At 67.4% G+C, this 25831-nt stretch carries 26 protein-coding genes and 2 riboswitches; of the genes, 10 read left to right on the top strand and 16 right to left on the bottom strand.

Features of this window, described 5'->3' with window-relative positions:
* Positions 1–52 precede the first annotated feature (52 nt).
* The 3 genes from N7640_RS23145 to N7640_RS23135 form a co-directional block, all read right to left on the bottom strand.
* Positions 53–655: an NlpC/P60 family protein gene (locus N7640_RS23145; protein ID WP_279905840.1), complete on the bottom strand. Its 603-nt coding sequence runs from the start codon at positions 653–655 to the stop codon at positions 53–55.
* 70 nt (positions 656–725) lie between these two features.
* A complete protein-coding gene (locus N7640_RS23140; protein ID WP_279905839.1) occupies positions 726–1493 on the bottom strand; it encodes an NAD-dependent deacylase in 768 nt (255 codons plus the stop codon).
* 18 nt (positions 1494–1511) lie between these two features.
* The gene (locus N7640_RS23135) at positions 1512–2183 is read right to left on the bottom strand and encodes a DNA-3-methyladenine glycosylase I (protein WP_279905838.1); all 672 of its coding nucleotides are present in this window, start codon (positions 2181–2183) and stop codon (positions 1512–1514) included.
* Between the two features lie 71 nt (positions 2184–2254).
* On the opposite strand from N7640_RS23135, the gene N7640_RS23130 reads away from it, so the two are divergent.
* Complete coding sequence (locus N7640_RS23130) at positions 2255–2551, top strand: hypothetical protein (RefSeq protein ID WP_279905837.1); 297 nt, start codon at positions 2255–2257, stop codon at positions 2549–2551.
* Here N7640_RS23130 and cobM read toward each other — a convergent pair.
* From cobM to N7640_RS23110, 4 genes are all read right to left on the bottom strand, one after another.
* The gene (cobM, locus tag N7640_RS23125; protein ID WP_279905836.1) at positions 2520–3287 is read right to left on the bottom strand and encodes a precorrin-4 C(11)-methyltransferase; all 768 of its coding nucleotides are present in this window, start codon (positions 3285–3287) and stop codon (positions 2520–2522) included. The two genes, N7640_RS23130 and cobM, sit on opposite strands and share 32 nt — an antisense overlap.
* A gap of 283 nt (positions 3288–3570) precedes the next feature.
* A complete protein-coding gene (locus N7640_RS23120) occupies positions 3571–3957 on the bottom strand; it encodes a cobalamin biosynthesis protein (protein WP_279905835.1) in 387 nt (128 codons plus the stop codon).
* A gap of 4 nt (positions 3958–3961) precedes the next feature.
* Positions 3962–4681, bottom strand: a complete 720-nt coding sequence (locus N7640_RS23115; RefSeq protein ID WP_279905834.1) for a CbtA family protein — start codon at positions 4679–4681, stop codon at positions 3962–3964.
* Positions 4682–4692: 11 nt separating this feature from the next.
* Entirely contained in the window at positions 4693–4878 is a 186-nt protein-coding gene (locus N7640_RS23110) for a CbtB-domain containing protein (protein ID WP_279905833.1), read from the bottom strand.
* A gap of 98 nt (positions 4879–4976) precedes the next feature.
* Positions 4977–5198: riboswitch (cobalamin riboswitch) on the bottom strand.
* A gap of 60 nt (positions 5199–5258) precedes the next feature.
* A riboswitch (cobalamin riboswitch) is annotated at positions 5259–5464 on the top strand.
* Positions 5465–5559: 95 nt separating this feature from the next.
* On the opposite strand from N7640_RS23110, the gene cobW reads away from it, so the two are divergent.
* A complete protein-coding gene (cobW, locus tag N7640_RS23105) occupies positions 5560–6609 on the top strand; it encodes a cobalamin biosynthesis protein CobW (protein ID WP_279905832.1) in 1050 nt (349 codons plus the stop codon).
* Between the two features lie 143 nt (positions 6610–6752).
* Positions 6753–10487, top strand: coding sequence for a cobaltochelatase subunit CobN (cobN, locus tag N7640_RS23100; protein WP_279905831.1), 3735 nt, complete (start codon positions 6753–6755; stop codon positions 10485–10487).
* A gap of 227 nt (positions 10488–10714) precedes the next feature.
* Here cobN and N7640_RS23095 read toward each other — a convergent pair whose 3' ends face one another.
* Entirely contained in the window at positions 10715–11788 is a 1074-nt protein-coding gene (locus N7640_RS23095; RefSeq protein ID WP_279905830.1) for a 3-deoxy-7-phosphoheptulonate synthase, read from the bottom strand.
* Positions 11789–12064: 276 nt separating this feature from the next.
* Complete coding sequence (locus N7640_RS23090) at positions 12065–12220, bottom strand: hypothetical protein (protein ID WP_279905829.1); 156 nt, start codon at positions 12218–12220, stop codon at positions 12065–12067.
* A 49-nt stretch (positions 12221–12269) separates the two neighbouring features.
* Between N7640_RS23090 and N7640_RS23085 the strand changes: the two genes are divergently transcribed.
* The 4 genes from N7640_RS23085 to N7640_RS23070 all read left to right on the top strand — a co-directional run bounded on the left by N7640_RS23085 (position 12270) and on the right by N7640_RS23070 (position 16078).
* Complete coding sequence (locus N7640_RS23085) at positions 12270–13271, top strand: AAA family ATPase (protein ID WP_279905828.1); 1002 nt, start codon at positions 12270–12272, stop codon at positions 13269–13271.
* The gene (locus N7640_RS23080; RefSeq protein ID WP_279905857.1) at positions 13253–13963 is read left to right on the top strand and encodes a VWA domain-containing protein; all 711 of its coding nucleotides are present in this window, start codon (positions 13253–13255) and stop codon (positions 13961–13963) included. Before N7640_RS23085 ends, N7640_RS23080 begins: the two co-directional genes overlap by 19 nt.
* Positions 13960–14727 carry a precorrin-6A synthase (deacetylating) gene (cobF, locus tag N7640_RS23075; RefSeq protein WP_279905827.1) on the top strand — a complete coding sequence of 256 codons (768 nt, stop codon included), beginning with the start codon at positions 13960–13962 and terminating at the stop codon, positions 14725–14727. The genes N7640_RS23080 and cobF overlap by 4 nt, the downstream gene beginning before the upstream one ends.
* 178 nt (positions 14728–14905) lie before the next feature.
* Positions 14906–16078, top strand: a complete 1173-nt coding sequence (locus N7640_RS23070) for a hydroxymethylglutaryl-CoA reductase (RefSeq protein WP_279905826.1) — start codon at positions 14906–14908, stop codon at positions 16076–16078.
* Positions 16079–16132: 54 nt separating this feature from the next.
* Here N7640_RS23070 and N7640_RS23065 read toward each other — a convergent pair whose 3' ends face one another.
* The gene (locus tag N7640_RS23065; RefSeq protein WP_279905825.1) at positions 16133–16303 is read right to left on the bottom strand and encodes a hypothetical protein; all 171 of its coding nucleotides are present in this window, start codon (positions 16301–16303) and stop codon (positions 16133–16135) included.
* A gap of 339 nt (positions 16304–16642) precedes the next feature.
* Here N7640_RS23065 and N7640_RS23060 point away from each other — a divergent pair, with 339 nt between their 5' ends.
* The gene (locus N7640_RS23060; protein WP_279905824.1) at positions 16643–17503 is read left to right on the top strand and encodes an RNA ligase family protein; all 861 of its coding nucleotides are present in this window, start codon (positions 16643–16645) and stop codon (positions 17501–17503) included.
* A gap of 15 nt (positions 17504–17518) precedes the next feature.
* The gene (locus N7640_RS23055) at positions 17519–18670 is read left to right on the top strand and encodes an AAA family ATPase (protein WP_279905823.1); all 1152 of its coding nucleotides are present in this window, start codon (positions 17519–17521) and stop codon (positions 18668–18670) included.
* Positions 18671–18857: 187 nt separating this feature from the next.
* Here the strand turns inward: N7640_RS23055 and N7640_RS23050 are convergent, their stop codons facing one another.
* The 5 genes from N7640_RS23050 to N7640_RS23030 all read right to left on the bottom strand — a co-directional run bounded on the left by N7640_RS23050 (position 18858) and on the right by N7640_RS23030 (position 23854).
* Complete coding sequence (locus N7640_RS23050; RefSeq protein ID WP_279905822.1) at positions 18858–19814, bottom strand: nitronate monooxygenase family protein; 957 nt, start codon at positions 19812–19814, stop codon at positions 18858–18860.
* Positions 19815–19870: 56 nt separating this feature from the next.
* The gene (locus tag N7640_RS23045; protein WP_279905821.1) at positions 19871–20554 is read right to left on the bottom strand and encodes an enoyl-CoA hydratase/isomerase family protein; all 684 of its coding nucleotides are present in this window, start codon (positions 20552–20554) and stop codon (positions 19871–19873) included.
* A 9-nt stretch (positions 20555–20563) separates the two neighbouring features.
* Positions 20564–21757: an acyl-CoA dehydrogenase family protein gene (locus N7640_RS23040; protein WP_279905856.1), complete on the bottom strand. Its 1194-nt coding sequence runs from the start codon at positions 21755–21757 to the stop codon at positions 20564–20566.
* A 168-nt stretch (positions 21758–21925) separates the two neighbouring features.
* Complete coding sequence (locus tag N7640_RS23035; protein ID WP_279905820.1) at positions 21926–23041, bottom strand: acyl-CoA dehydrogenase family protein; 1116 nt, start codon at positions 23039–23041, stop codon at positions 21926–21928.
* A gap of 30 nt (positions 23042–23071) precedes the next feature.
* A complete protein-coding gene (locus N7640_RS23030; RefSeq protein WP_279905819.1) occupies positions 23072–23854 on the bottom strand; it encodes an SDR family oxidoreductase in 783 nt (260 codons plus the stop codon).
* A 114-nt stretch (positions 23855–23968) separates the two neighbouring features.
* On the opposite strand from N7640_RS23030, the gene N7640_RS23025 reads away from it, so the two are divergent.
* Entirely contained in the window at positions 23969–25009 is a 1041-nt protein-coding gene (locus N7640_RS23025; RefSeq protein WP_279905818.1) for an AraC family transcriptional regulator, read from the top strand.
* A 137-nt stretch (positions 25010–25146) separates the two neighbouring features.
* Here N7640_RS23025 and N7640_RS23020 read toward each other — a convergent pair.
* The coding region (locus tag N7640_RS23020) for a 3-hydroxyacyl-CoA dehydrogenase family protein (RefSeq protein WP_279905817.1) at positions 25147–25831 on the bottom strand (685 nt) is incomplete at its 5' end.

The raw sequence follows: 25831 nt of genomic DNA, 5'->3' as shown, positions 1-25831 counted from the left end.
GAATGCGCCCTACTCTGCCGGCTCGCCGCCGCGGGCGCAAGGCCCGCGACGCTCAGCGATGCGCTTCGCGCGGCTCCGGCGCCATGGCCAGGACGCGTTTGGCTTCCATGTAGCTGCGGCTCCAATAGCTGTCGTCCAGGCTGTCTACCCGCACGCCGCCGCTACGGCTGCTGCTGGAATGGATGAACTGGTCATCGCCCAGGTAGATGCCGGCATGGCTGACGCGGCCACGGCCACGGTTGTTGAAGAAGATCAGGTCGCCCGGCTCCAGCTCGCTGCGCGAGACCAGCGGTGCGTCCAGGTTGATCAGTTCGCGGGTCGAGCGCGGCAGCTGCATGCCCGCCTCTTCCTTGAACAGGAAACCGACGAAGCCGCTGCAGTCGAAGCCGCTGGTCACCGAGGTGCCACCCATGCGGTAGCGGGTGCCGACCAGGGACAGGCCATGAGCCAGGATGCTGTCCGCCAGCGAAGGCAGCTCGTAGGCATTGTCGTCCGAGAATTCCACCACCGGCTCTTCGTCGAAGATGAACTCGACGGGTTGCTGCTGGGGCTTGTGAGCCAGATCCATCTGGGGCTGCTGCGGCGCCTGGGTGGCGCAGGCCGCCAGCAGGGCTGAGAGTGCAATGGGCACGAGGGGTGCGAAGCGCTTTAGCATGGGCACGACCGTGTCTGTCTGGGTTTTTGTTGGGGCGCGACTATGCCGCCTATCGAGGCGATTTGCAAATTCAATACCCGGGAATGTGACTCAGTAGTTCCGGCAAAACGTCTGACGCCCTCCCCGCCAGACGCAGGTCGACCCGGCGGCTGAGATCGGTCTCCCGGGGATTCACTTCGACGGTGAAACCCCCGTCCCTGCTGGCCTGCACCACCGGCTCGACGATGTAGGGGAAGCTCGCGGTAGTGCCCACTGCGATAACCACCTCGAAGCCCTGCCGTATCTGGTCATAAAGCCGACCAATGGCATCCTCGGGCAGCATTTCCTCGAACAGCACCACCGGAGGGCGCAGCACGCCCCCGCAGCGAGCACAGCGCGGCGGGAGCGATCGCCGCAGGTGTTCGGCCAGCTCGGCGTCCTCCGCCCCGCAGGACTGGCAGAACAGCGGCGCCAGCTCGCCGTGGATCTCGATCAGGCGCTCGGCCGGCGAGCCGGCGGCGCGGTGGTAGCCATCGATGTTCTGGGTCAGCACCCAGCAGCCCGGCTTGCGCCTCTGCAGCTCGGCGATGGCGGCGTGGCCGGCGTTGGGCACGGCGCCGAGGCAGGCCTCGCCGAGCTGGGCCAGGTACCTCCAGCACAGCGCCGGGTCGCGCTGCAGCATCGACCCGGACAGCGCCGCCTCGATCGGCAGCCCCTCCGCCGTCAGGCCGTTGTACAGGCCGCCCAGGCCACGATAGGTCGGCAGCCCGGAATCCGCCGAGAGCCCGGCGCCGGTGATGACCAGGATACGCTCGGCGCCCTGGATGGCCCGGGCGACGCGGATGATCTCCTCCTGCATGCCTGCCTCCTGTCGCATTCAGTGGTTGACGGTGAAGGACAGCATCATCGACAGCTGGCACAACGGCCGGCCGCTCTGCGCCTGCCACTCGTTGAAGGCGGCCTGCACCGCGGCCAGCTCCTTCTGGCTGGTCGGCGCCTTGTCGATGATTTCCTGGGCCTTGAGCGCGGCGACCATGTCGTTGCTGGGAATGAAGGTGTCCTTGCCGACCATGCGCAGGAAGCGCGGTGCCGACAGGCCGCCGAGCTGGTTGCCGTGCTTGGCCAGGTACTTCCACAGACCGACGATGTCGCTCGCCGGCCAGTCGGCGATCAGCGCGCCGAAGCTGCCCTTCTCCTTGCGCACGTCCAGGATGAACTGGGCATTGCGCGGCACGCTCTTGAGCTTGCCCAGGTGGCGGATCAGGCGCGTGTCCTGCATCAGCCGCTCCAGGTGCTCGGCGCCCATCAGCACCACCTTCTCCGGGTCGAAGCCGAAGAACACCTCCTCGAACGCCGGCCACTTGGCGTCCACCAGGCTGTGCTTGAGGCCGGCGCGGAATATCCGCAGGGCCATCTGCGACAGGTAGCGGTCGTCGCCCAGCGCGCGCAGTTCGGCCTCGCTCACGGGCTGCGGCAACCTGGCCTCCAGGGCGGCGACCGAGCCGAAGCGGTTGAGGCAGTATTCGTGCAGCCACTGATAGTCGCGCATGGGGGTTCCTCGTCGATCCGATAGCCGCACAGGTTGCCCGCAACCCTCGCCGCCGCGCAATATCGCCCGTCATGGACGATCCGCTCGAAACCTTGTTCCAGCACTGCCAGGCCCTGCTGCGCGGCGATGCCGACATCCTCGCCCGCCTGCGCGAGGCCGGCTTCGCCTGCGAGCCCGGCCACTGGGAGTTCCTGCTGCCGCAGCTGCACCGCTGGCTGGCGCCGCAGTGGGACTACCCGCGCCTGCGCCAGGCGCTCTACGCCAGCGACCTGAACAGCCGCCTCAGGGCGCTGGGCGGCGAGATCGCCATCGCCGACAACCGGGGCAACGTCGACCTCAGTCGCTACTGCCTGCGTCGTCTTTCCTGAACAGGTGACGGGTGGTCTCGGCGTAGAGCGCCGAGTCGGCGAAGTCCGCCGCATCCAGCACCCGGCCGACAAGGATCAGCGCGGTGCGGCGGAAGTCCTTGCCGCGCACTTTCTCTTCGATGTCCGCCAGGGTGCCGCGCACCCAGTCCTGGTCCGGCCAGCTGGCGCGGTGGACCACCGCCACCGGGCAATCGCCGCCGTAGTGCGGCAGCAGTTCCTCGACGATGCGCGGCAGGTGGCGCACGCCCAGGTGGATCGCCAGGGTCGCACGGTGGCTGGCCAAGGCGCCCAGCTCCTCGCCCGCCGGCATCGGCGAGCTGTGCCCGTAGCGGGTGAGGATCACCGTCTGCGCCACCTCGGGCAGGGTCAGCTCGGCTTCCAGCAACGCCGCGCAGGCCGCCGTGGCGGTGACGCCGGGGACGATCTCGAAGGGAATGCCAAGTGCCCGCAGCTCGCGGATCTGCTCGCCGATGGCACCGTACAGCGAGGGATCGCCGGAGTGCACCCGGGCCACGTCCTGGCCCCGGGCGTGGGCCTCAGCCAGCAGGGCGACGATCTGCTCCAGATGCAGCTCGGCGGTGTTCACCACCCGCTCGGCGCCGTGGCCCTGGAGCACGGCCTCCGGCACCAGCGAGCCTGCGTAGAGGATCACCGGGCAGCTGCGGATCAGGCGCTGGCCCTTGACGGTGATCAGCTCCGGATCGCCGGGGCCGGCACCGATGAAATAGACGGTCATTGAGTTACCCCGATGTCAGAGCCTGCTCGCGATCTTGCGAGCCAGAGATAAGCGAAAACGGCTGAGGAAGCAGAGTTTACAGACGGCAGATGAGCATTCCGAAGGGCTATGTCCCCGTTACGTATCGGTGGCGCAATCCTGCGTTCGTGGGCGCGGCTGGGCGGCATTCCGACTGGCCTCGACATTCGCGGATGAATCCGCTCCCACAAGGGGTGCGACAACTCACGTGGGCATATCCTTCCAACACCATTCAGCCGACGCGCAGCAGATCACGAGCAGGCGCTCAGGCGCGGGCAATGGCCAGGGTAGCAGCGGCGCTGCGCTGCTTGCTGCAGAGCAGCGTCGCGGAGCGGCCAGAGCGCTGCGCAGCGCCCGCCAGGGCGCTGGCCTCTGCCACGGAGGGTGCACCGATCAGCTCGCGTACAGGTGCCGAATGCTCGCTCAGCTGCGAATCGTGCGCCGCCAGTCGCTCGGCGGAGAAGAAGGTCAGGGGCAGGTCGAGTTCGGCGGCCAGTTGCACCAGCCCGGCCTCGCCGCGCTTGTGCTCGCTGGTAGCCAAACCATCCAGCGCGCCCAGCGGCAGCGCGAGCTGCCGCAGGGTCTTTTCCAGCAGTTCGCGCAACTCGGCCGCCGTGCAGCCGCGACGGCAGCCGAGGCCGGCGATGGTCACCGGTTCAGGCGTCCCGACGGGCACCACGGCCGAAGAACCAGGCGGCGGCCAGGCCGAGGGCGGCCCAGAACACCGCGTTGGTCAGCAGCGAGGCCAGGATGAACTCGCGCTCCAGGGCGGCCGGCGCCAGGCTCTCGTGCACTTCCGGGTGCGGCGCGCCGATCAGGTGCGGCACGGCCAGCAGCACCAGGCCGACGACGCGCAGCGCCCAGTTGCGGCCGAAGGCGATCAGACCCAGGCCGGCGGCGGTGGCGACGGCGGTGCCGATCCACCAGTACTGGCGCAGCAGCAGGTCGGCCGCGGCGGTGCCCGGCAGCTCCGGCGGCAGGCCGGCGGACGGCGCCAGGCTGAACACGGCGAAACCACCCAGGCCCCACAACAGGCCCTGCCAGGTCTGGTTCGGCGCACGCAGGGTGAACAGGCCAGCCAGCATCAGGGCGAAGCCGACGGCCACCACCAGGTTGCTCAGGCCGGTGGACAGGGTGCGCTGCCAGCCGTCCTCGGGCGCCCAGGCTTCCTCGTCATGACTGTGGCCGGCGGCCTCGTCGTCGTGCGCGTGGGCGACGGCCTGCTCGCCGTGGCTGTGCTCGGCCACCGGCTCGGCGGTCTCGAAGGTTTCCGCCTGGAGTATCAGCGGGGTGACCCACAGGCTCTGCAGCAGGGTCAGGACGATGGCGGCCAGAAGGCCGGAGAAGCCCGCGGTCTGGGCGATGCGCTTGATCATGGCGGGCGGTCTCAGTGGCAGGGGAAGGCGGCGCTGTGGCGGGTATCGTGGGCGGCGTTGTGCATCGCCTCGATGTGCGAGAAGCCGGCGAAGAAGATCAGCAGCGCGCCGAGCAGGCAGCTGCCGACGGCGATGGTCAGGCGCTTGGACAACGGGAGCGAAACGGAATCGGAGGACGACAGCGTGCGGCTGGACATGATGAGCACCTTCCAGGGGTTGACGGACCGGTAGAAGGAACGCAGCACGCGTACGGCCACGGAGGCCACGAGCCGGCGTACGCCCGCCCACCGCGGGTTGCCAAACAAGGGATTCAGGCCGGTCTCCGGGCTTACGACGCCTTTGCAGGAACCGGGTCGGCCTTCCCATGCGCGTGGCACAGTGGCGTGGTTGACCCGTCGATCGCTTACCGTTGCGGGGGCAGCGCCGGACTCGCCTCCCCTGGTCTGGAGAGTGCCCACCGGCTTCCCGTTTCACCTCGCGCACGGCGGCGAGAGGCACCTGAAACAGCCTTTCTAGAACATCACGAAGCCCCACCCAGCGTCAACCGCGCGGTTGACCGCATCCCAGGCACTGCGTAGCCTTGCGCCCTTTCCGAGGTTCTTCTTCGCCAGCCGAAGAAGCTAAGAGGGAACAGGGTCTTTCAAGCCCTGGCTGCCCCCGCAACTGTAAACGGACGAGATTCTTCGAAATGCCACTGCCCTGTAAGGCGGGAAGGCGAAGGATCAGGAGCCCCAAGGCTCCACGCCGTAAGCCAGGAGACCTGCCTCGCAAACATTTCGACAACCGGGCGGGGTGATCCGGTGGTGTTCGGCCCTCGCTCGTCCGCGCGTGCCCCGCCCTGCCCGTCCGTCCATTCCACGACGCTCCCGGGGCTCTCCATGCAATCGCTCGCCAAACTTCCCGTCACCATCGTCACCGGCTTCCTCGGCGCCGGCAAAACCACCCTGCTGCGCCACCTGCTGGCCAACGCCGGCGGCCGCCGCATCGCGGTGATCGTCAATGAATTCGGCGAGCTGGGCATCGACGGCGCCATCCTCAAGCAGTGTTCCATCGGCTGCACCGAGGAAGAGGCCAACGGCCGCGTCTATGAGCTGGCCAATGGCTGCCTGTGCTGCACCGTGCAGGAAGAGTTCTTCCCGGTGATGCGCGAGCTGGTGGCACGCCGCGGCGAGCTGGACCACATCCTGATCGAGACCAGCGGCCTGGCCCTGCCCAAGCCGCTGGTGCAGGCCTTCAACTGGCCGGAAATCCGCACCGCCTGCACCGTCGACGCGGTGATCACCGTGGTCGACAGCCCGGCCGTGGCCGCCGGCACCTTCGCCGCCTTCCCCGAGCAGGTGGACGCCCAGCGCAAGCAGGACCCGAACCTGGACCACGAATCACCACTGCACGAGCTGTTCGCCGATCAGCTCGCCAGCGCCGACCTGGTGGTGTTGAACAAGACCGACCTGCTCGACGCCGACGCCCTGGCCGCCGTGCGCGCCGAGGTGGCCGAGGAGCTGCCGCCAGCGGTCAAAGTGATCGAGGCCCAGGGCGGCGACCTGCCGCTGAGCGTGCTGCTCGGCCTGAACTGCGAGACCGAGCTGCACATCGACAGCCGCCGCACCCACCACGACGAGGAAGACGAGGACCACGACCACGACGAGTTCGACTCCTTCGACGTGGTCCTGCCGGAAGCAGAGGAAGCGCGCCTGCTGGCCGCGCTGAAGGACGCCGTGGCCACGCACGGCATCCTGCGCGTCAAGGGCTTCGCCGCCATCCCCTGCAAGGCCATGCGCCTGCTGGTCCAGGGTGTCGGCCAGCGCTTCGACCGCCACTTCGACCGCGCCTGGGGCGAAGGCGAAGCGCGCCAGAGCCGCCTGGTGCTGATCGGCCAGGCGCTGGATCGCGCCGCCATCGAAGCAGAGCTGAAGGCGGCGCTGGTGTGATGGGAGCGAGCCGTCTGTGGCTCCCTCACCCCCGGCCCCTCTCCCGAAGGGGGAGGGGAGAAAAGCTATACCCGGCCCAACTCCCTCTCCCTCCGGGAGAGGGCTGGGGTGAGGGTCTCCCAGGCAGCTCGGAGCTCTGACCCATGCACCTCCTGCGCGCCCAGGCCGGCGTCACTCTGCCGGCCGACAGCATCGCCGACCTAGGCCAGACCCCGGCCGAGCTGGTGATCCTCTGCACCGGCGACTCCCACCTGTCGCTGCTGGCCGAGGTGGCGCGCGAGCTGCCCGAGGACTTCCCCAGCCTGCGCCTGGCCAGCCCGGCGCAGCTGCCCAACCATGCCTCGGTGGACTTTTATGTCGAGGAAGTGCTGCGCTACGCCAAAGTCATCCTGATCTCGGTGCACGGCGGCGTCAGCTACTGGCGCTACGGCATCGAACGCCTGGTCGAGCTGGGTCGCCAAGGTACGAAGATCATCCTGGTGCCCGGCGACGATAGCCCCGATCCCGAGCTGAGCGCGCTGAGCAACGTGCCGAGCGAGGACAGCCAGCGCCTGTGGCAATACCTGCGCCAGGGCGGCGCGGACAACGCCCGCCATCTGCTGCACTGCGTCGCCAGCCGCTGGCTGAACCGCGACTACCCGTGGAGCGAGCCACGCGCCCTGCCGCGCACGCTGATCCATCACCCGCGCCACGGCGAGGCAACCCTCGAACACTGGCGCGCCGACTGGCAGCCGGGTCGGCCGGTGGCGGCGCTGCTGTTCTATCGCGCCCAGGTGCAGGCCGGGAACACCGCCTTCGTCGATACCTTCTGCCAGCGCCTGCAGGCCCAGGGCCTCAACCCGCTGCCGGTTGCCGTAGCCAGCCTCAAGGAAGCCGAATGCCTGGCCCAGGTCGAGGCCTGGCTGGACGAGACCGAGACGGCGGTGATCCTCAACACCACCGGCTTCGCCCAGTCCAACCCGGAAGCGCCGCAGGAGCGACCGTTCCGCCGCGACGTGCCGGTACTGCAGGCGCTCTGCGCCCTCGACAGCGAGGTGCAATGGCAGGCCAGCGCCCAGGGCCTGGGCCCGCGCGACCTGGCCATGCACATCGCCCTGCCCGAGCTGGACGGCCGCCTGATCACCCGGCCGATCAGCTTCAAGGATGTCGCCGCGCGCAGCGAGCGCAGCCAGAGAGATGTGGTGTGCTACCGCCCGCACCTGCCGGGTATGGACTTCGTCGCCGAGCTGGCCCTGCGCTGGACTCGGCTCGCGGCCAAGGCCAACGCCGACAAGCGCGTCGCCCTGATCCTGGCCAACTACCCGACCCGCGACGGCCGCATCGGCAACGGCGTCGGCCTGGACACCCTGGCCGCCGCGCTGAATATCCTGCGCGCCATGCAGCAGCAGGGTTACCCGGTTGAAGGCCTGCCGAACGACGGCACCGCGCTGACCCACCAGCTGCTCGGCGGCGTGACCAACGACCTGGACAACCTCGACTTGCGCCCCTGCGCCCAGAGCCTGGCGCTGGACACCTACCAACGCTGGTTCGCCAGCCTGCCCGCGGCCAACCAGCAGGCCGTAACCGAACGTTGGGGTCCGCCCGAGCAGGACCCGATGTACCGCAGCGGTCGCCTGATGATCGCCGGCCTGCGCTTCGGCCTGACCTTCGTCGGCATCCAGCCGGCACGCGGCTACCAGCTGGACGCCGCGGCGGTGTACCATGACCCGGACCTGGTGCCACCGCATGGCTATCTGGCCTTCTACTGCTGGCTACGCACGGCGTTCGCCGTCGACGCGCTGATCCACGTCGGCAAGCACGGCAACCTGGAGTGGCTGCCGGGCAAGAGCGTCGGCCTGTCCGAGGCGTGCTGGCCGAGCGCGATCTTAGGTCCGCTGCCCAATCTCTACCCCTTTATCGTCAACGACCCCGGCGAAGGTGCCCAGGCCAAGCGCCGCACCCAGGCGGTGATCCTCGACCACCTGATGCCACCGCTGACCCGCGCCGAGAGCTACGGCCCGCTGCGCGACCTGGAGCGCCTGGCCGACGAGTACTACGAGGCCAGCCAGCTCGACCCGCGCCGCGCCGTGGAGCTGCGCGGCGAGATCCAGCGCAAGGTGCGCGAAGCCAGCCTCGACCGCGAGCTGGGCCTGCAGCTCAACGACGACCCGGACAGCTGGTTGCCCCAGTTGGACGCCTACCTGTGCGACCTCAAGGAATCGCAGATCCGCGACGGCCTGCACTGCTTCGGCGAATCACCGAGCGGGCGCCTGCGCCGCGACACCCTGCTGTCCCTGGTGCGCATCCCGCGTGGCGATGGTCACGGCCAGCACGCCAGCCTGCTGCGCGCCCTCGCCCAGGACCTTGAGCTGGATTTCGACCCACTCGGCGGCGAGCCGGCCGAGCCCTGGAGCGACCCGCGCCCGGATTGCCTGCAAGCACTCAGCCATGAGCCCTGGCGTAGCCGTGGCGACACCCGCGAGCGCCTGGAGCTGCTCGCTCTGCAACTGATCGAACAACCCGAATCTCCAGCGCCCGGCCTGGCCAGCGACGCGGTGCTGAACGAACTGCGCGGCCATATCGCCCCACTGCTGGACGCCTGCGGCGGCGCCGAAATGAACGGTCTGCTCGACGCCCTTGAAGGCCGCTTCGTGCCTCCGGGCCCGAGCGGCGCACCCAGCCGCGGGCGCCTGGACGTGCTGCCCACTGGCCGCAACTTCTATTCGGTGGACGTGCGCCACCTGCCCACGCCCACCGCCTGGCGCATCGGCGTGCAGAGCACCGAGCGCCTGCTGGAGCGCCACCTGCAGGACGAGGGCGAGCATCTGCAGCGCCTGGGCCTGTCGGTATGGGGCACGGCGACCATGCGCACCGGCGGCGATGACATCTCCCAGGCCCTGGCCCTGCTCGGCGTGCGCCCGGTGTGGCAGCCCGGCAGCCAGCGGGTCGAACGCATCGAAGTACTGCCGCTGGAACAGCTCGGCCGCCCGCGGGTGGACGTGACCCTGCGAGTCTCCGGCTTCTTCCGCGACGCCTTCGCCAACCTGATCCGCCTGTTCGACCAGGCCGTGCAGGCGGTGGCCGAGCTGGACGAACCGGAAGACATGAACCCACTGGCCGCCCGCGTCTGGCAGGAAACCCTGGCCCACCAGGGCCAGGGCCTCGACCCAGTCGAGGCGCGGCGCCAGGCCGGCTGGCGCATCTTCGGCGCCAAGCCGGGCGCCTATGGCGCCGGCATCCAGAACGCGGTGGAAGAGCGCCTGTGGCAGACCCGCGCCGATCTCGCCGAGGTCTACCTGAACTGGGGCGGCTACGCCTACGGCCAGGGCACCGAGGGCCTGCCAGCCCGCGCGCAGTTCGCCGAACGCCTGCAGCAGCTGCAGGCGGTGCTGCACAACCAGGACAACCGCGAGCACGACATCCTCGATTCCAACGACTACTACCAGTTCCAGGGTGGCATGCTGGCGGCGGTCGAGACCCTGCGCGGCGCCAAGGCCGCCAGCTACTTCGGCGACAGCAGCCAGCCGGACAACCCGCGCATCCGTACGCTCAAGGAAGAACTGGGCCGCGTGGTGCGCGCCCGCGCGGTGAACCCAAAGTGGATCGCCGGGATGAAGCGCCACGGCTACAAGGGCGCCTTCGAGCTGGCCGCCACGGTCGACTACCTGTTCGGCTTCGACGCCACCAGCGAACTGGTCGACGACCACCAGTACGCCCTGCTGGCCGATGCCTACCTGCTGGACAAGGACACCCGCGACTTTATCCATCAGCACAACCCCGGCGCATTGCAGGACATGCTCGAGCGCCTGCTGGAAGCCCAGCAGCGCGGCCTCTGGCAGCAGCCCGGCGAGTACCGAGGCGCGCTGGAAAACCTGCTGCTGGATGCGGAGGAAAGTTGATGGAGCAGCGTTCAGCTAGCCCCTCTCCCTCCAGGAGAGGGGTTGGGGTGAGGGAGATCCGAGCCGCACACAACCGCCCTCACCCCCGGCCCCTCTCCCAGAGGGAGAGGGGGGTGGACCAGCGCGGGTTTCACCCGCCCTACATCAGCTCTGTAGGGTGGATGGCGTTCTATCCATCCACCACAACGCCGCCATGGTGGACGAGCAAAGCGTCGCCCCTACCGACATCAATTACCCGCCCGCAGCCGCTCGGCCGCCTCGCGCAACATCGCCTCGGTACCGCTCCAACCCAGGCAACCGTCGGTGATCGATACGCCGTAGCGCAGCTCGGCCGACAGCGCCTGGCAGCCGTCGAACAGATGGCTCTCCAGCATCACCCCGCGCAGGCTGGCATCACCGGCCAGGCGCTGGTCGAGCACGTCGCGCAGCACCGCCGGCTGGCGCAGCGGGTCCTTGCCGCTGTTGGCGTGACTGCAGTCGACCATGATGCGTGCGGCGATGCCCTGTTTCTCCAGGCTCGCCCGCGCCACGGCTACACTGGCCGCATCATGGTTCGGCCCGCCATGGCCGCCGCGCAGCACCAGGTGGGTATCCGGGTTGCCATCGGTCTCGACCAGGGCCGGGCGACCCAGGCCGTCCACACCGAAATGCTGGTGCGGGTGCGCCGCCGAACGCATGGCGTCGCAGGCAATCGACAGGCTGCCATCGGTACCGTTCTTGAAGCCCACCGGCACATCCAGGCCGCTGACCAGTTCGCGGTGCACCTGCGACTCGCTGGTGCGCGCGCCGATGGCGGCCCAGCCCAGCAGGTCGTCGAAGTACCCCGCCACCAGCGGTTGCAGCAGCTCGGTGGCCACTGGCAGGCCGCGTTCGAGCATGGCCAGCATCAGCCGGCGCGACAGCTCCAGGCCGCCGGCCATGTCGCCGCTGCCGTCCAGCTGCGGGTCATAGACCAGGCCCTTCCAGCCGATGGTGGTGCGCGGTTTCTCGACGTAGGCACGCATCACCAGCAGCAACTGGTCGCTCACCTCGGGGGCCAGTGCGGCCAGACGGTCGGCGTATTCGAGGGCGGAAATCGGATCGTGCAGGGAACAGGGGCCGACGACGACCAGCAGGCGCGGGTCGGAGCCGTCGAGCACAGCGCGGATAGCCTCACGCTGGGTGTGAACCTGGCTGGCGAGAGCGGCGGACAGCGGCAGGTGCTGGCGCAGATCGGTGGGGCTCGGCAGCGGCGTTGCGCGGCGGCGAGTGGTGGATGGCGGCACGGCTTGTGCGCGCAGAGCGGTAACGGAAGCATTCATGGCGGTGGTCCTCGCCCGGCGTGGCCTCATGCCACGCGCGGCGCGCTATCTGGGTGTTCGACTGGAATCTCGGTGGTGCGCGGCAGCGCTGCTAAATCGCCAGGCGGAGTTGCGGTAGCTGCGGTAATAGGCGGTGTAAGCGGTCATGTTTCGATCCTCTGTGTGCATCGTGTTGGCCTTGTGGGCCGAAAAAACAAAAACCCCGGTCGGGTGGCCGACCGGGGTTTCGTGAAACTGGCTGGTGGCGACCCTTTGCTCTGGGGCGCCTGTGGGGTATCAGGCGCGCCGCTGGCTAAACCAATACCCATAAAAGAAATAAGCGACGGCCTCGACCTGCGCGCGCACGCCAGCCACGCCGACAGCGGCGGAGCGAACGAGGCGGTTCAGGGAAGGACGAGACGACATGCTGATCTCCAAAACGATGGTTGCCACGCTAACCGATCGGCCCGCCTATTTTCAACCTTTGATCCGAGGTAACAGCATGCAGCCCCATTTCCCCCTGGCCGCCGTGGTGGCCGCCGACGAGCTCAAGCTGGCCCTGTGCCTAGCCGCCATCGACCCGGCCCTGGGCGGCGTGCTGATCGAAGGCCCGCGCGGCATGGCCAAGTCCACCCTGGCGCGCGGCGTGGCCGACCTGCTCGACGGCGGGCGCTTCGTCACCCTGCCGCTGGGCGCCAGCGAAGAACGCATCGTCGGCACCCTCGACCTGGATGCCGCGCTAGGCGAAGGCCGCGTGCGCTTCTCCCCCGGCGTGCTGGCCAATGCCCACGGCGGCGTACTCTACGTCGACGAGGTCAACCTGCTGCCCGACCATCTGGTGGACCTGCTGCTCGACGTCGCCGCCAGCGGCATCAACCACATCGAGCGCGATGGCCTATCACACAGCCACCCAGCGCGCTTCGTGCTGATCGGCACCATGAACCCCGAGGAAGGCGAGCTGCGCCCGCAACTGCTCGACCGCTTCGGCCTCAAGGTGCAGCTCGGTGGCACGCCCGAACCGGCGCAGCGCGCGGAAATCGTCCGCCGCCGCCTGGCCTTCGACGGCGCCCCCGAAGCCTTCCTCGCCCAGTGGCAAGGTGAGCAGGACGCCCTGCGCCAGCGCTGCATGGATGCCCGCCAGCGCCTGGGCGCAATCGCCCTGGACGACGCCAGCCTGGACGCCATCGCCCAGCGCTGCTTCGCCGCCGCCGTCGATGGCCTGCGCGCCGACCTGGTGTGGCTGCGCGGCGCCCGCGCCCACGCGGCCTGGCGCGGCGCCAGCCAGATCGAAGCGCAGGACATCGACGCCCTGGAGCCCTTCGTCCTCGCCCACCGCCGTCGCGAACACACGCCGCCCGCCGCTAGCCCGCCGCCAGCACCAAACCAGTCGCAACAGCAGCCAGCACAACCGGACCAGGGCGAAGGCCAGTGGGGCGCAACGCCGCCGCAGACCGTGGCCGTCGGCGAGCGGCGCGAGCCACCGAACTGGCCAAAAAAGCCCTGAGCATCCGCCCGCGCCAGGCCCCAGGCGCGGATGCCCTACCCCTCCCCGGCCAGGCCCAAGGCGGACGCAGCAGCGCTCGCAGCACGGGCACGCCCACGCGCATCGACTGGCCAGCAACGCTCACCCACGGCCGCCCGCACCGCCGCGCCGACCTACACTGGCACGCCCGCCGCCTGCGCCCCGGCGAGCTGTGGCTGGTGATCGTCGACGCCTCGGCCAGCACCCGCCGCCACGGCGCCCTGGCCCAGGCCAAGGGCCTGCTCGCCGAGCTGTTCGCCAGCGCCTACCGCCAGCGCGCACGCCTGGCCGTGCTCGAAGCCGGCGGCGCCCAGCCGCGCTGGCTGTGGCAGGGGCAGAAGGCATCACCTGAATTGCACACCTGGCTGCAGCAGCTCGGCGCCGGCGGCGGCACGCCGATCATCGAGGCCCTGCAACTGGCCACGCCCTGGCTAGCGCGCCGGCAACGCCACAAACCGGGCGAACAACAACGCCTGCTGCTGCTCACCGACGGCCGCCTGCGCGACTGGCCGCAGCTTGCCGCGCTACCCTGCCCCGGCCTGCTGCTGGATATCGAGCGCGCGCCCATCCGCCTCGGCCGCGCCCGCCAGCTGGCCGGCGAGCTGGGCGCCGACTACCACCATATCGACGAACTGGCGCCAGCCTCCCGCGCTACCACATGGAACAGACCATGAAAGAACTGCTGCTGGTCGGCATCGGCGCCGGCGACCCGGACTACATCACCCAACAGGCGATCAAGGCCCTGCGCCGCAGCGATGTGATCTTCCTGATGGACAAGGGCCCGGCCAAACACAAGCTCAACGCCCTGCGCCGGGAAATCTGCGAGCGCTTCCTGGGTGGCCACAACCCGCGCTTCGCCGAAGGACAGCAGCCAGAGCGCGAACGCGAAGCCGCCGATTACCGCGCCAGCGTGGACGAGCTGAACCGCGACAAGCAGGCGGTGTTCGAGCAGCTGATCGACGAGCAGATGAGCGACGGCGAGACGGCCGCCTTCATGGTCTGGGGCGACCCTTCGCTGTACGACAGCAGCATCCGCATCATCGAATCCATCGCCAGCGCGCGCAGCGACCTCAGCTATGACGTGATCCCCGGCATCACCAGCCTCCAAGCCCTCACCGCCCGCCACCGCGTACCGCTGAACCAGATCGGCCGCGCCGTGGAAATCACCACCGGCCGCCTGCTCGCCGAGGGCTGGCCGCAAGGCGTCGACAGCGTGGCGGTGATGCTCGACGCCAAGGACACCTACCTGCGCTTCGTCGGTCAGCAGCTGCACATCTACTGGGGCGCCTACGTGGGCACAGCGGACGAAATCCTCATCGCCGGCCCGCTGGACGAGGTGGCCGAACGCATCGCCACGACCCGCGCCCAGGCGCGGGAGCGCAACGGCTGGATCATGGACAGCTACCTGCTGCGCAAGAACGGATCAGCGGCGGGCTGAGAGAGCCTGTCGAGGCAAACATCCGATCTGTGTGTTGCCCCACACACCATCGCTCGTGGCGCGTTGGATCACCTGATTGGCGCCCTTGGGCGTGCTGGCGAAGGTACACACGGGCACACTCGGGATAACGGACGCCCACCCGGGCAGGCCGACCCATCAGACTCTGCAGGAGAGCACCATGTCCAGAGGCGCCCCGATTCCTCGCGACCCCGCCAACGATTACTCCAACGAGCAGGCCAGCGCGCGCCGCGACTTCGTCAAGGAACAGACCGGCGCCTCGCTGGATACGGTCGGCAAATACGCCATCGACCCGGAAGTCACCCGCGGCAACATCGAGAACTTCATCGGCGTGGTACAGATGCCGCTGGGGCTGGCCGGCCCCCTGCGGATAGAGGGCGAGCACGCGCGCGGCGACTTCTACGTGCCGATGGCCACCACCGAAGGCACCCTTCTGGCCAGCTACAGCCGGGGCATGCGCGCCATCAGCGCGTCAGGTGGAGTGAAGACCACCGCGGTCAAGCACTCCATGCAGCGCGCGCCGGTGTTCCTCTTCGAAAACGCACTGCAGGCCCGCGAATTCGGCGCCTGGCTGGTCAGCGAGTTCGAGACGATCAAGGCGGTGAGCGAAACCACGACCCGCAGCGGCAAGCTGTTCGAGATCGAGCAGTACCCCGTGGCCAACATGCTCTACACCCGCTTCTGCTACACCACCGGCGATGCCGCCGGACAGAACATGACCAGCAAGGCCACCTTCGCCGCCTGCGAATGGATCAAGGCCAACCACCCCCTGCAGCCGCGCTACATCCTGTCCGGCGCCCTCGACACCGACAAGAAGCACTCGGCCATGAACATGATCCAGACCCGCGGCAAGCGGGTGATCGCCGAGTTCACCCTCAAGCGCGAAGTGGCCCACGAGCTGCTGCGCGTCGACCCCGCCAACCTCTACCGCTACCGGCAGATCGCCGCCGTGGGCGCCTTCCAGGCCGGCTCGGCCTACAGCGGCGCGCACTCGGCCAACGGGCTGGCGGCGGTGTACATCGCCACCGGGCAGGACGCGGCCAACGTGGCCGAGTCCCATGGCGGCATCACCTACGGGCAGCTGCTGGACAACGGCGACTACTACTGGTCGGTAACCCTGCCGGCGGTGATCTGCGCCACCCACGGCGGCGGCACCAGCCTGCCGACCCAGCGCGAATGCCTGGAAATGCTGGGCTGCTACGGCGCCGGCAAGGCCGACAAGCTGGCGGAAATCATCGCGGCGGTGGTGCTGGCCGGCGACGTATCGCTGACCTCGGCGATCCTGGCCGGGGACTGGGTCAGCAGCCATGAGGCGCTGGGGCGCAATCGCTGAGGTCGTGGGCAGCGTGGGCGGTGTCGCGAGAAGCTCCATACCGCCCATGCGCATTCACGACTCGCCGTCGATTCTGTCGGAGAACCAGTTGACCAGCATGTAGGGAATCACCGAGGGAAAGAAATAAAGCGGATTGCGCTGGTAGATCGCGAATGCGATGCCGCTCCAGCAGATCAGGGCTGCGCCCCATCTGAATTTGTCCGACAGCTTGAGGGGCTCTTTCATCCGGTCCCGACTCCGTGGTGACCCGCGAACGTACAAGGTACGAAAAAATACGCGCCATGCCCCTGGGCGTTTCCGCAAAGACCGTCACACTTCCAGCGCACGGCAGCTGTCAGCCGCTTTAATCGCGTTGACATCCAACACACTTCGGATGTTGAATCCGCGCCCTTATTTCCACCCTCTCCTTCAGTGGTGAACGAAGTGCCCCGCGCCAGCCAACTCGCCTGATACCGACGACGGTCCATCGTGCCTGATGGCTGCCCGCACCCGCGTGGCCGCTTCCCACATTCTGCCCGCCTGAACCTTGTCGTCGGTTTTCCCTATTTCCTATGGAGAAAACCCATGAACATGGATTTCCGCGCGTATGCGCAAAACCTCGAGCTGCACAAATACCCACGCACTCCGCACCTGGAAAGCTCCCGCCTGCAACCAGGCGACACGGACATCGATCAGGTCCGTTATTCGTCCCTGGCCGGCCGGTGGCTGGTCGTCGAGGAAAAGCTGGACGGCGCGAATGCCGGCATCAGCTTCTCGGCCGCCGGTGAACTGCTTCTGCAGTCCCGCGGCCACTACCTGACCGGCGGTGGTCGGGAACGGCAGTTCAACCTCTTCAAGCAATGGGCGGTGGCTCACGAGGACTGGTTGTTGAGCCGCCTCGAAGACCGATACGTACTGTTCGGGGAATGGCTGCACAAGAAGCACTCGGTGTTCTACGACCACCTGCCGCACTTCTTCTGCGAGTTCGACGTCTGGGATCGGGCGCGAGGCCTGTTCCTGTCGACAGCCGCCCGACGCCAGCTTCTACAGGACGGTCCGGTGCTCTCCGTTCCGGTCCTTTATGAAGGGCCGGCGCCGGCGCGGCTCAGGGACCTGCTCGATCTGGTCGGTGACTCCCAGGCCAAGTCGGCGACCTGGCGCAGCGCGTTCGAGGCCACGGTGCAGCGGGAAGGACTGGACCTGGAACGCGCCTGGCGACAGTGCGACAAGTCGACCGTGATGGAAGGCCTGTACCTGAAGCTCGAAGACGAGAACGAAACGACCGGACGCCTCAAATGGGTCCGCAGGGACTTCGTCCAGGCCATCCTGGACGCGGACCAGCACCATGCGAACCAGCCCTTCATCCCGAACCTGCTGGCGGACGGGGTAGACCTCTACTCCCCTTGCCTCTCGAGGGACTGGAACGGCTTGCGGCGCGGCTACTGAGGGAGAACATGAAACATGGACATTCGACAACTGAAAGGCCTGGTACCCGCACCCGGCCAAAACCTCGACGAGAAGGCGTGCCTGGAGGCCATCCCGGCCCTGACCCGGCTGGCGAGCACACCCCAGGACCCGTACTACCACGCCGAAGGGGATGTGTGGACGCACACCTGCATGGTGGTCGAGGCGCTGCTCGCCCAACCGGTCTACCAGCAGGCGACCGAGGAACAGCGCTTCGTGCTGTTCATCGCCGCCCTGCTGCACGACATCTCGAAGCCGGACACCACGGTGATCGATGCCGAGACCGGCCGCATCGGCCAGCCGGGCCACTCACGTCGCGGCGCCATCGACGCGCGCCTGCTGCTGTGGCGTGCGGGCGTGCCTTTCGCGCTGCGGGAGCAGGTCTGCCGGATCATCTCGGTGCACCAGCTCCCGTTCTTCGCGCTCTCGGGCAACCGAAGCGGACAAAGCCCGGAGTTCATCCTGCACAAGCTGTCGTGGGAACTCCCGGTGTGGATGCTGTGCGCAGTCGCTGAAGCGGACATGCAGGGGCGGTCCTACGAAGGGAAGCAGGGCGTCCTCGACGAGATCGAGCTGTTCCGTGAGCTGGCCGCCGAGGAAGGCTGCCTATACGGACCGCGTGAATTCGTGGACGACTACACCCGGGTCCAGTATTTCCGCGGTGCCCGCGTCCACCCCGACTACGCGTTGCACGAGCCGGAAGGCTCTCGCGTCATCGTGCTGTCAGGCATACCCGCCAGCGGCAAGAACACCTGGGTGGCCAGGCACCACCCGGACCTGCCGGTGATCTCGTTCGACGACGCCCGCGAGGCACTGGGCCTGCGCCATGGCGAGAACGAAGGGGCCGCCGCCCACTTCGCGATCGATCAGGCGAAGGCACTTCTGCGCGAGAAAAAGCCCTTCGTCTGGAACTCGACGCACCTGTCGGCTCAGATGAGGAAAAAGACCCTCGATCTGCTGTACGCCTACCAGGCGAACGTACAGATCGAGTACCTGGAGATGCCCGAGAAGGAGATCTACCGGCGCAACAGCAGCCGGGATACCAGCCTGCGCAACGACGACATCCGGCGAATGCTGTTCAAGTGGGAGGTCCCATTGCCAACCGAAGCGCACCGGGTTCGTTACCACGGCGACCAAGGCGCTTTTTAGGTGGCGATGGGGCATTCCATCTGGTGGCCGTATGCTGGAATACGCTGTTCGGAGATGGAGGCTGCCGTCGACGGCAGCCTCGCGCGAATGATCGTTTTCGGTAGGAGGCAGACTTGGAAGTCGTCTGATTTCGGGCAGAAGGAGACGCTGGCAGATGGCAGATGGCAGATGGCAGCGTCTAATCCTATTAGACTCTAAGCAGTGTTGCCTTCGCCTCTGCATATTCGCGCTTGAGCTGCGCTACATATTGGGCCACCGCTTGCACCCGGCTGATCGAGCCAATGCCCTGGCCGCAGCCCCAGATGTCCTTCCAGGCCTTCTTGGCATCGCCGCCGAAGTTCATCTGGCTAGGGTCGCTCTGTGCCAAGGCGTTGGGATCCAAGCCTGCCGCGATGATCGAGGGCTTCAGGTAGTTGCCATGCACGCCGGTGAAGAGATTGCTGTAGACAATGTCGTCGGACGAGCACTCGACAATGGCCTTCTTGTAGGTGTCGGCGGCATTGGCCTCCTCGGTGGCAATGAAGGCTGAGCCGATATAGGCGAAGTCGGCGCCCATGGCCTGGGCGGCCAGCACCGCTCCGCCAGTAGAGATGGAGCCGGACAGCGCCAGCGGGCCATCAAACCACTGGCGGATCTCCTGGATCAGGGCGAAAGGGCTCTTCTCTCCGGCGTGGCCGCCGGCACCCGCGGCGACGGCGATCAGGCCGTCGGCGCCCTTCTCGATCGCCTTGCGGGCGAAGGCGTTGTTGATCACGTCATGCAGCACTACGCCGCCGTAGGAATGCGCCGCCGCGTAGATGTCCTCGCGCGCCCCCAGCGAAGTGATGATGATCGGCACCCGATATTTCACGCAGAGCGCCATGTCGTGCTCCAGGCGGTCGTTGCTGCGGTGCACTATCTGGTTGATGGCGAACGGCGCCGCCGGGCGGTCGGGATTGTCCCTGTTATAGGCGGCCAGGGTCTCGGTTATCTCCGCCAGCCAGTCTTCCAGCAACGAGGCGGGACGTGCGTTGAGCGCCGGCATGGAACCGACCACGCCGGCCTTGCACTGCTCGATCACCAGCTTGGGATTACTGATGATAAACAGCGGCGAGCCGATCACCGGGAAGGGCAAGCGATCCAGCGGTGCGGGCAATCTGGACATCATGAACTCCTGTTTCCTGTGCGAGATGGGGCCTGTTCGGCAGGCGCCGGTTGTGCTCAAACTACAGGGATACCACGCTGCCCGGCCAGCCCTATGAGTGTGGGACGCAGGCCGCGCTTGATCGCCGTGTAGGTGGCGCGGTCACGGGTCGCCATATCGGTTGCCAGGGCCATCGCGGCAGGCAGCACCTGGTCCTCCGGCAGCGCCTGATGAACTACCTCGCGGCGCGCGCACTCCTCCCCTCCCCAGGCATTGCCGGTGAGCACCAGCTCGTCGATGGCGGCGCGATTGGGCAGCAGACGGACGATGTCCAGCAGCGCCGGGGTGAAGGGCAGCTTGATCTTCACCTCCGAAAAGCAGAAACGGCCGCGATCCGCGCGCATCAGGCGGAAATCGCTGGCCGTGGCAATCAGCGCGCCGCCGGCATAGGCGTTGCCATTGATGGCCGCCACCACCGGCAGGTTGAGCAGGCCCAGGCGAATCAGGAAATTCTCCAGCCGGGTGGCGAAGGCCATGGGGTTCTTCTGCCGCATCAGCCACGGCAGGTTGATGCCGTTGCAGAAGGTTTTAGGGTCGGCGCTGGTGATCACCAGGGCGGCGTCGCCACGCTCGCGCTCGATCACGTCGAAGTTCTCCAGGTATTCCTGCAGCACCTCGTCGCACAGCAGGTTGCCGGCCTCGCCATTGGTCAGGGTTAGGACGAAGACCCCGTCGTGTTTTTCCAGCTTCATCGTGCTCATCAACGGCTCCTACTTCAGCTGCGCCGACGACAGCCCCAGCACCGCGCGGGCGACGATCAACTGCTGGATTTGCTGAGTGCCCTCGAAAATGTCGAGGATCTTGGAATCACGGGCGAACTTCTCCAGCAGGTACTCCTGGCTGAAGCCCAGGGTCGAGCAGAGCTCGACACAGCGCAGGGTGACCTGACTGCCCATGCGCCCGGCCTTGGCCTTGGCCATGGACGCCTCCATGGAGTTGGGTCGCTTGTTGTCCGCCATCCAGGCCGCCTTCAGGCTGAGCAGGCGTGCCGCCTCGTAGTCGGCCTCCATGCGGTAGATCTCCGCCTCCAGCGCGCTGGCATCCCACAGGCTGCGCTCGTAGCTCGGCGAAAAGCCCTCACGACCAAGGATCTCGTACAGCAGATCGAGTGCCGCCCTCGCCACGCCCAAGGCCATGGCGGCGACCACCGGACGGGTGTTGTCGAAGGTCTGCATGGCCCCGCCTAGGGCCTGCTTGGCGTCCTCGGCGATCTCCGCTGAACCCAGCACGTGATCCTTGGGAATGCGGCAGTCGGTGAAGGTGATGGCCGCCGTATCGGAAACGCGGAAGCCCAACTTCGGCTCCAGGCGCACCACCTGCATGCCCGGCGCGCCCTTGGGCACGATGAAGGACTTGATCGCGCGCTTGCCGAGCCTCTTGTCCAGCGTCGCCCACACAACCACCGCATCGCAGAACTGGCCAGCGGTGACGAAGATCTTCTCGCCGTTGAGCACCCACTCATCACCGTCCAGCCGTGCGCTGGTGACGATATTGGCGGTATCCGAGCCGGCGCCCGGCTCGGTGATGGCCATGGCGCACCACAACTTGCCGAACTTCTCGCGCTGCTCGGGTGTGCCCACGGCGGTGATCGCCGCATTGCCCAGGCCAAGGCCCGGAATGCTGTTGAGCATGGCCACGTCGCCCCAGCTCATTTCCGCGGTGGTCAGCACCGCCATCATGTTCTGGCCGTTCTTCACCCCGGCGGACGGCGCGCGCTCGCATTTCTCGGCCGGACTGTTCATGACCCCGGTCGTCCTGATCATGTCGGCCACCGGCACCAGCTCGATGGGCTTGGCATGCTCGGCCTTGTCGTACTTGCGACTGATGGGGCGGAACACTTGCTTGGCCAGCGTGCGCGCCATGTTCGGCACGGTCAGCAGCTTGGCGGGGATTTCCAGATTGATCATTTTGCTTTCCTCGCTTTAGAGCCCTTCCACGACCTCGCGAGCTAGAGCCAGAGCCAGACGGTGGCGCAAGTGGCCGAGGCTGCGGAATTTACGAGTGGTAAATGAGCAGGCCGAGGCCGCTTGAAACGCCGTTTGGCCGACGCGCAGCAGGTCGTGGATGGGTTCTCAGATGATGGCCGCGCCTTCGAGCAGGCCAATGGCCCGCAGGTTGCGGTAGAAGAGCTCCACCAAGTGCTCGCGGATGAAGCCGTGCCCACCCAGCAGCTGGATGCCGTTGCTGCCGATCTCCATGGCCTTCTCGGCACAGAGCACGCGGGCCAGGTAGGCCTCCTTGTGGAAATCGAGTCCCTGCTCGGCCCGCGAAGCCGCACGCCAGGTCAGCAGGCGCATGCCCTCCAGCTCAATGGCCATGTTCGCCACCATGAAAGCCACGGACTGGCGCTGGGCGATGGGCTCGCCAAACGCCTTGCGCTCGTTCACATAGGGCACCACGTAATCCAACACCGCCTGGCAGGTACCCACCGCCAGCGCGCAGATGCCGATACGTGCCAGATCCACCAGGCGCTGCAGATCGAAGGCTTTCTCGTCCTCGCCGAGTCGAGCAGAAGCTTCCACCTGCACCTCCTCGAAGCGGATGCGCGCCAGCTCCAGCGCCTTAAGGCCCATAGTCTCCTCGCGCACCGCGCTCACTCCTGCAGTGCCGCGCTCGACGATAAAGGCGGCCACGCCCTCTTCGCCCTGCAGCTGCGCCACCACCAGCAGCAATTCGGCCGACAGGCCCAGCGCCACCAGGGACTTCTCGCCATTGAGCACGTAGCCAGTGCCCTCACGGCGCGCGGTGGTGCGCAGCTCGCTGGTCTCGAAACGCGCCCGCGGCTCCATCAGAGCCACGCTGGCGGCGACGAAGTCTTCGCCGGCCAGGCGCGGCAGGTACTTCTCCTGCTGGGCCTGGCTGCCCTGGTCGAGCAGCGTGTTGACGAAGGTCAGTGGCGTCACCGCGCCCAGCGCCAGGGACATGTCGCCCCAGGCCAGATCCTCGATGGCCAGCATGTTGGAGATGGGCGAACGTGCGGCGCCGGCACCACCCAGCGCCTCGGGAATCGGCATCAGGGTAAGGCCCAGTTCCAGGCTGCGGGCATAGAAGTCCTCCGGCACAGCGGCGGCCTCGTCGGCCTCGCGGCTATGGCTACGCAGGACGTCCTGGGCGAAGCGCTGCAGCGACTCGCGCGTCATGCGCTGATCGTCGCTGAGGTTCAGGTCGAAGGGCAGATTATTGGTCATGGCGTTCTCTGCGATTAGGGACTGCGGAACTCAGCTGATGAGGGCCTGGGTGATGGCACCCGAGCCGCCCAGCGCCAGGCCGCCATCCACCGACAGCACCACGCCGGTGACATAGCCGGCCTGCGGCGAACAGAGCCAGAGCGCGGCATTGCTGATGTCTTCCAGTTGGCCGAAGCGACCCAGCGGCACCGAGCGCACCCAGGCGGCATGCGCCTTGGCATTCGGCACCAGGCGGGCCATGCCCTCGGTGCCTTCGATGGGCCCCGGGGCGATCGAGTTGACGCGCACGCCGGCCTGCCCCCACTCGATGGCCAGGGTACGGGTCAGCTGGTCGACGCCGGCCTTGGCCGCGCACACATGGGCCTGCAGCGGTGTCGGCATCCAGCTCTGCCCGGCGCTGATATTGACGATGCGCGCGCCCGGCTTGCGCAGATGCGGGAAGGCGGCGCGCAACACGTTGAAGGTGCCGAGCAGGTCGATGTCGACCACGGTGCGGAAGGCGTTGGAAGACATGTTGGCCGCGGGGGCCAGGAAGTTGCCGGCGGCGCCGGACACCAGCACATCGATCGGGCCGAGTTGTTCGGTGGTGGCCGCCAGGGCAGTGGCCACGCCATCGAAGTCGCGCACATCGGCGGCGAAGCCGCGGACTTCACCGCCATGGCGGAGCAGCTGGGCCACGGCCGCATCGAGCTTGTCCTGGCTGCGGCCGAGAATGGCCACGCTGGCACCGGCCTGGGCGAAGGCATCGGCGATGCCGAGATTGATCCCGCTGCTGCCGCCGGCAATGAACACAACCTGCTTGGAGAAGCTCATCGTTGCACCTCGTACTCATGGATTGATGGGTACGCAGTGTTGGCCCGCTTGCCCCTGGGGTCGATGCCGTGATACGACATAAATATGGCAAAAATAGCCAACTAGGATTTCGCCGTGAATGTCGACCTGAACCAACCCGTCATCCCCGCCCGCTACGCCCGAGGTTTGCTGACGGCCGCCGAAGCCCGTGGCCTGTCGCGCGACGACCTGATGGGGCTGGCGCACATCGACGAGGCGGATCTGAGCGGGCGTGGCGCCCGGGTCAGCACCAAGCAGTTTTCCCAGCTCTACGGTGGAATCGTCATCGGCCTGCAGGACGAGTCCTGCGGCCTGCACTCGCGCGCGGTACCGATAGGCGGCATTGAGATGCTCTGCCGGGCGGCGCTGACCACCACGACGCTACAGAGCTGTCTGCCGGTTCTGGCCCGTTGCATCGCCCTGGTGATGGGCGATTTTCGCGCGGAGTTCCAGGCCGAAACCCGCACCCAGCGCGCACGGCTCAACCTGTTCGAGATGGTGCCGCCCACAGGTGATCGCGCCCTCGCCTACGAGCTGGCCCTGTTCACCCTCTGCGGCGTGCTCTCCTGGCTGTTCGGCCAACGGGTACCACTGAGCTCGGTATCCCTGCCGCTGGGCAAGCCCAGGCACGCCATGGCCCTGAGCATGCTGCTGGCCGCGCCCCTGCACTTCGACGCCGAGATGGCCAGCATCGAGTTCGCCACCGACACCATGGCGCTGCCCATCGTCCGCACGCCCGAGGAGATCTCCCGGCTGATGCGCCGCGCGCCGGCCAGTTTCATCGAGGTACTGGTCGAGCAGGCCGAGCTGCCGGCCCGCCTGGTCGCCATGCTGCAACAGAGCATGCCGCACCCGCTGACCCTGGAAGAGGCGGCCTCACACATGGCCATGTCACCACGCACCCTGCACCGCAAGCTGGCCGCGCTGGGCGAGAGCTTCCAGAGCATCAAGGACGGCTGGCGCTTTCGTCAGGCCATGCAGCTGCTGTCGTGCACGGACACGCCGGTCAAGCAGATCGCCGCCGACCTCGGTTTCTCCGATCAGGCCACCTTTCGCCGCGCCTTCGCCCAGTGGGCGGGCCACCCGCCCGGCACGCTGCGCAAGGCCCGTCAGGATGCGGCCAAGCCACAGTCATAGTGTCGATATTTGCAATTTCCTCTGTCTCCATTTCGCTAAGGCTGCAGGCAAAAAAACGGGAGGCCTAAGGCCTCCCGAAAGGGACACTGGAACTCACGCATTTGCTCCAGTGCAGGGTCATGCGCTAGCTCGTCCGCTCAGAACAGCTCTCCGCGATTGGCTTTCTCGACCAGCAATGCTGGCGGCTGGAAGCGTTCGCCATAGCGTTCGGCAAGCTGCCGGGCGCGGCTGACGAAGGCCTGCAGGCCATACTGGTTGATGTACTGCAGAGCGCCACCCGTCCAGGCGGCGAAGCCGATGCCGAAGATCGAGCCGATATTGGCGTCGGCGGTGGAGGTCAGCACGCCCTCCTCCACGCAGCGCACGGTGTCGATGGCCTGGGCGAAGAGGAAGCGGTCACGCAAGTCTTCACGCGGAATCTGCTGCTCGGTCTTCTCGAAACGCGCCTTGAGCTCCGGCCACAGGTATTTCCTGCCACCTTCGGGGGCGCCCGCCGCGGGGTACTCGTAGAAGCCACCGCCGGCCGCCTTGCCCGGACGCTTGAACTCGAGCATAAGGTCGACGATGGCAAAGGCCGGGTGCTGCGGCAGAGCCTTGCCCTCTGCCTTGAGATCTTCGATGTTCTGGTTGCGGATATGCGCGGCCAGGCTCAGGGAGATCTCATCGGAGATCGCCAGCGGGCCGACCGGCATGCCCACGTTGAGCGCCTCGTTCTCGATCATCGCCGCATTCACGCCCTCACCGAGCATGGCGATGCCCTCGTTGATGAAAGTGGCGAACACCCGCGAGGTGAAGAAGCCGCGGGCATCCTTGACCACGATT

The organism is Pseudomonas sp. GD04015 (assembly GCF_029837675.1).
In the GTDB taxonomy this organism is placed as follows: Bacteria; Pseudomonadota; Gammaproteobacteria; order Pseudomonadales; family Pseudomonadaceae; genus Aquipseudomonas; species Aquipseudomonas paralcaligenes.
The sequence above is the reverse complement of the archived record's forward strand: the minus strand, read 5'-3'. Positions and strand labels throughout refer to the sequence as shown.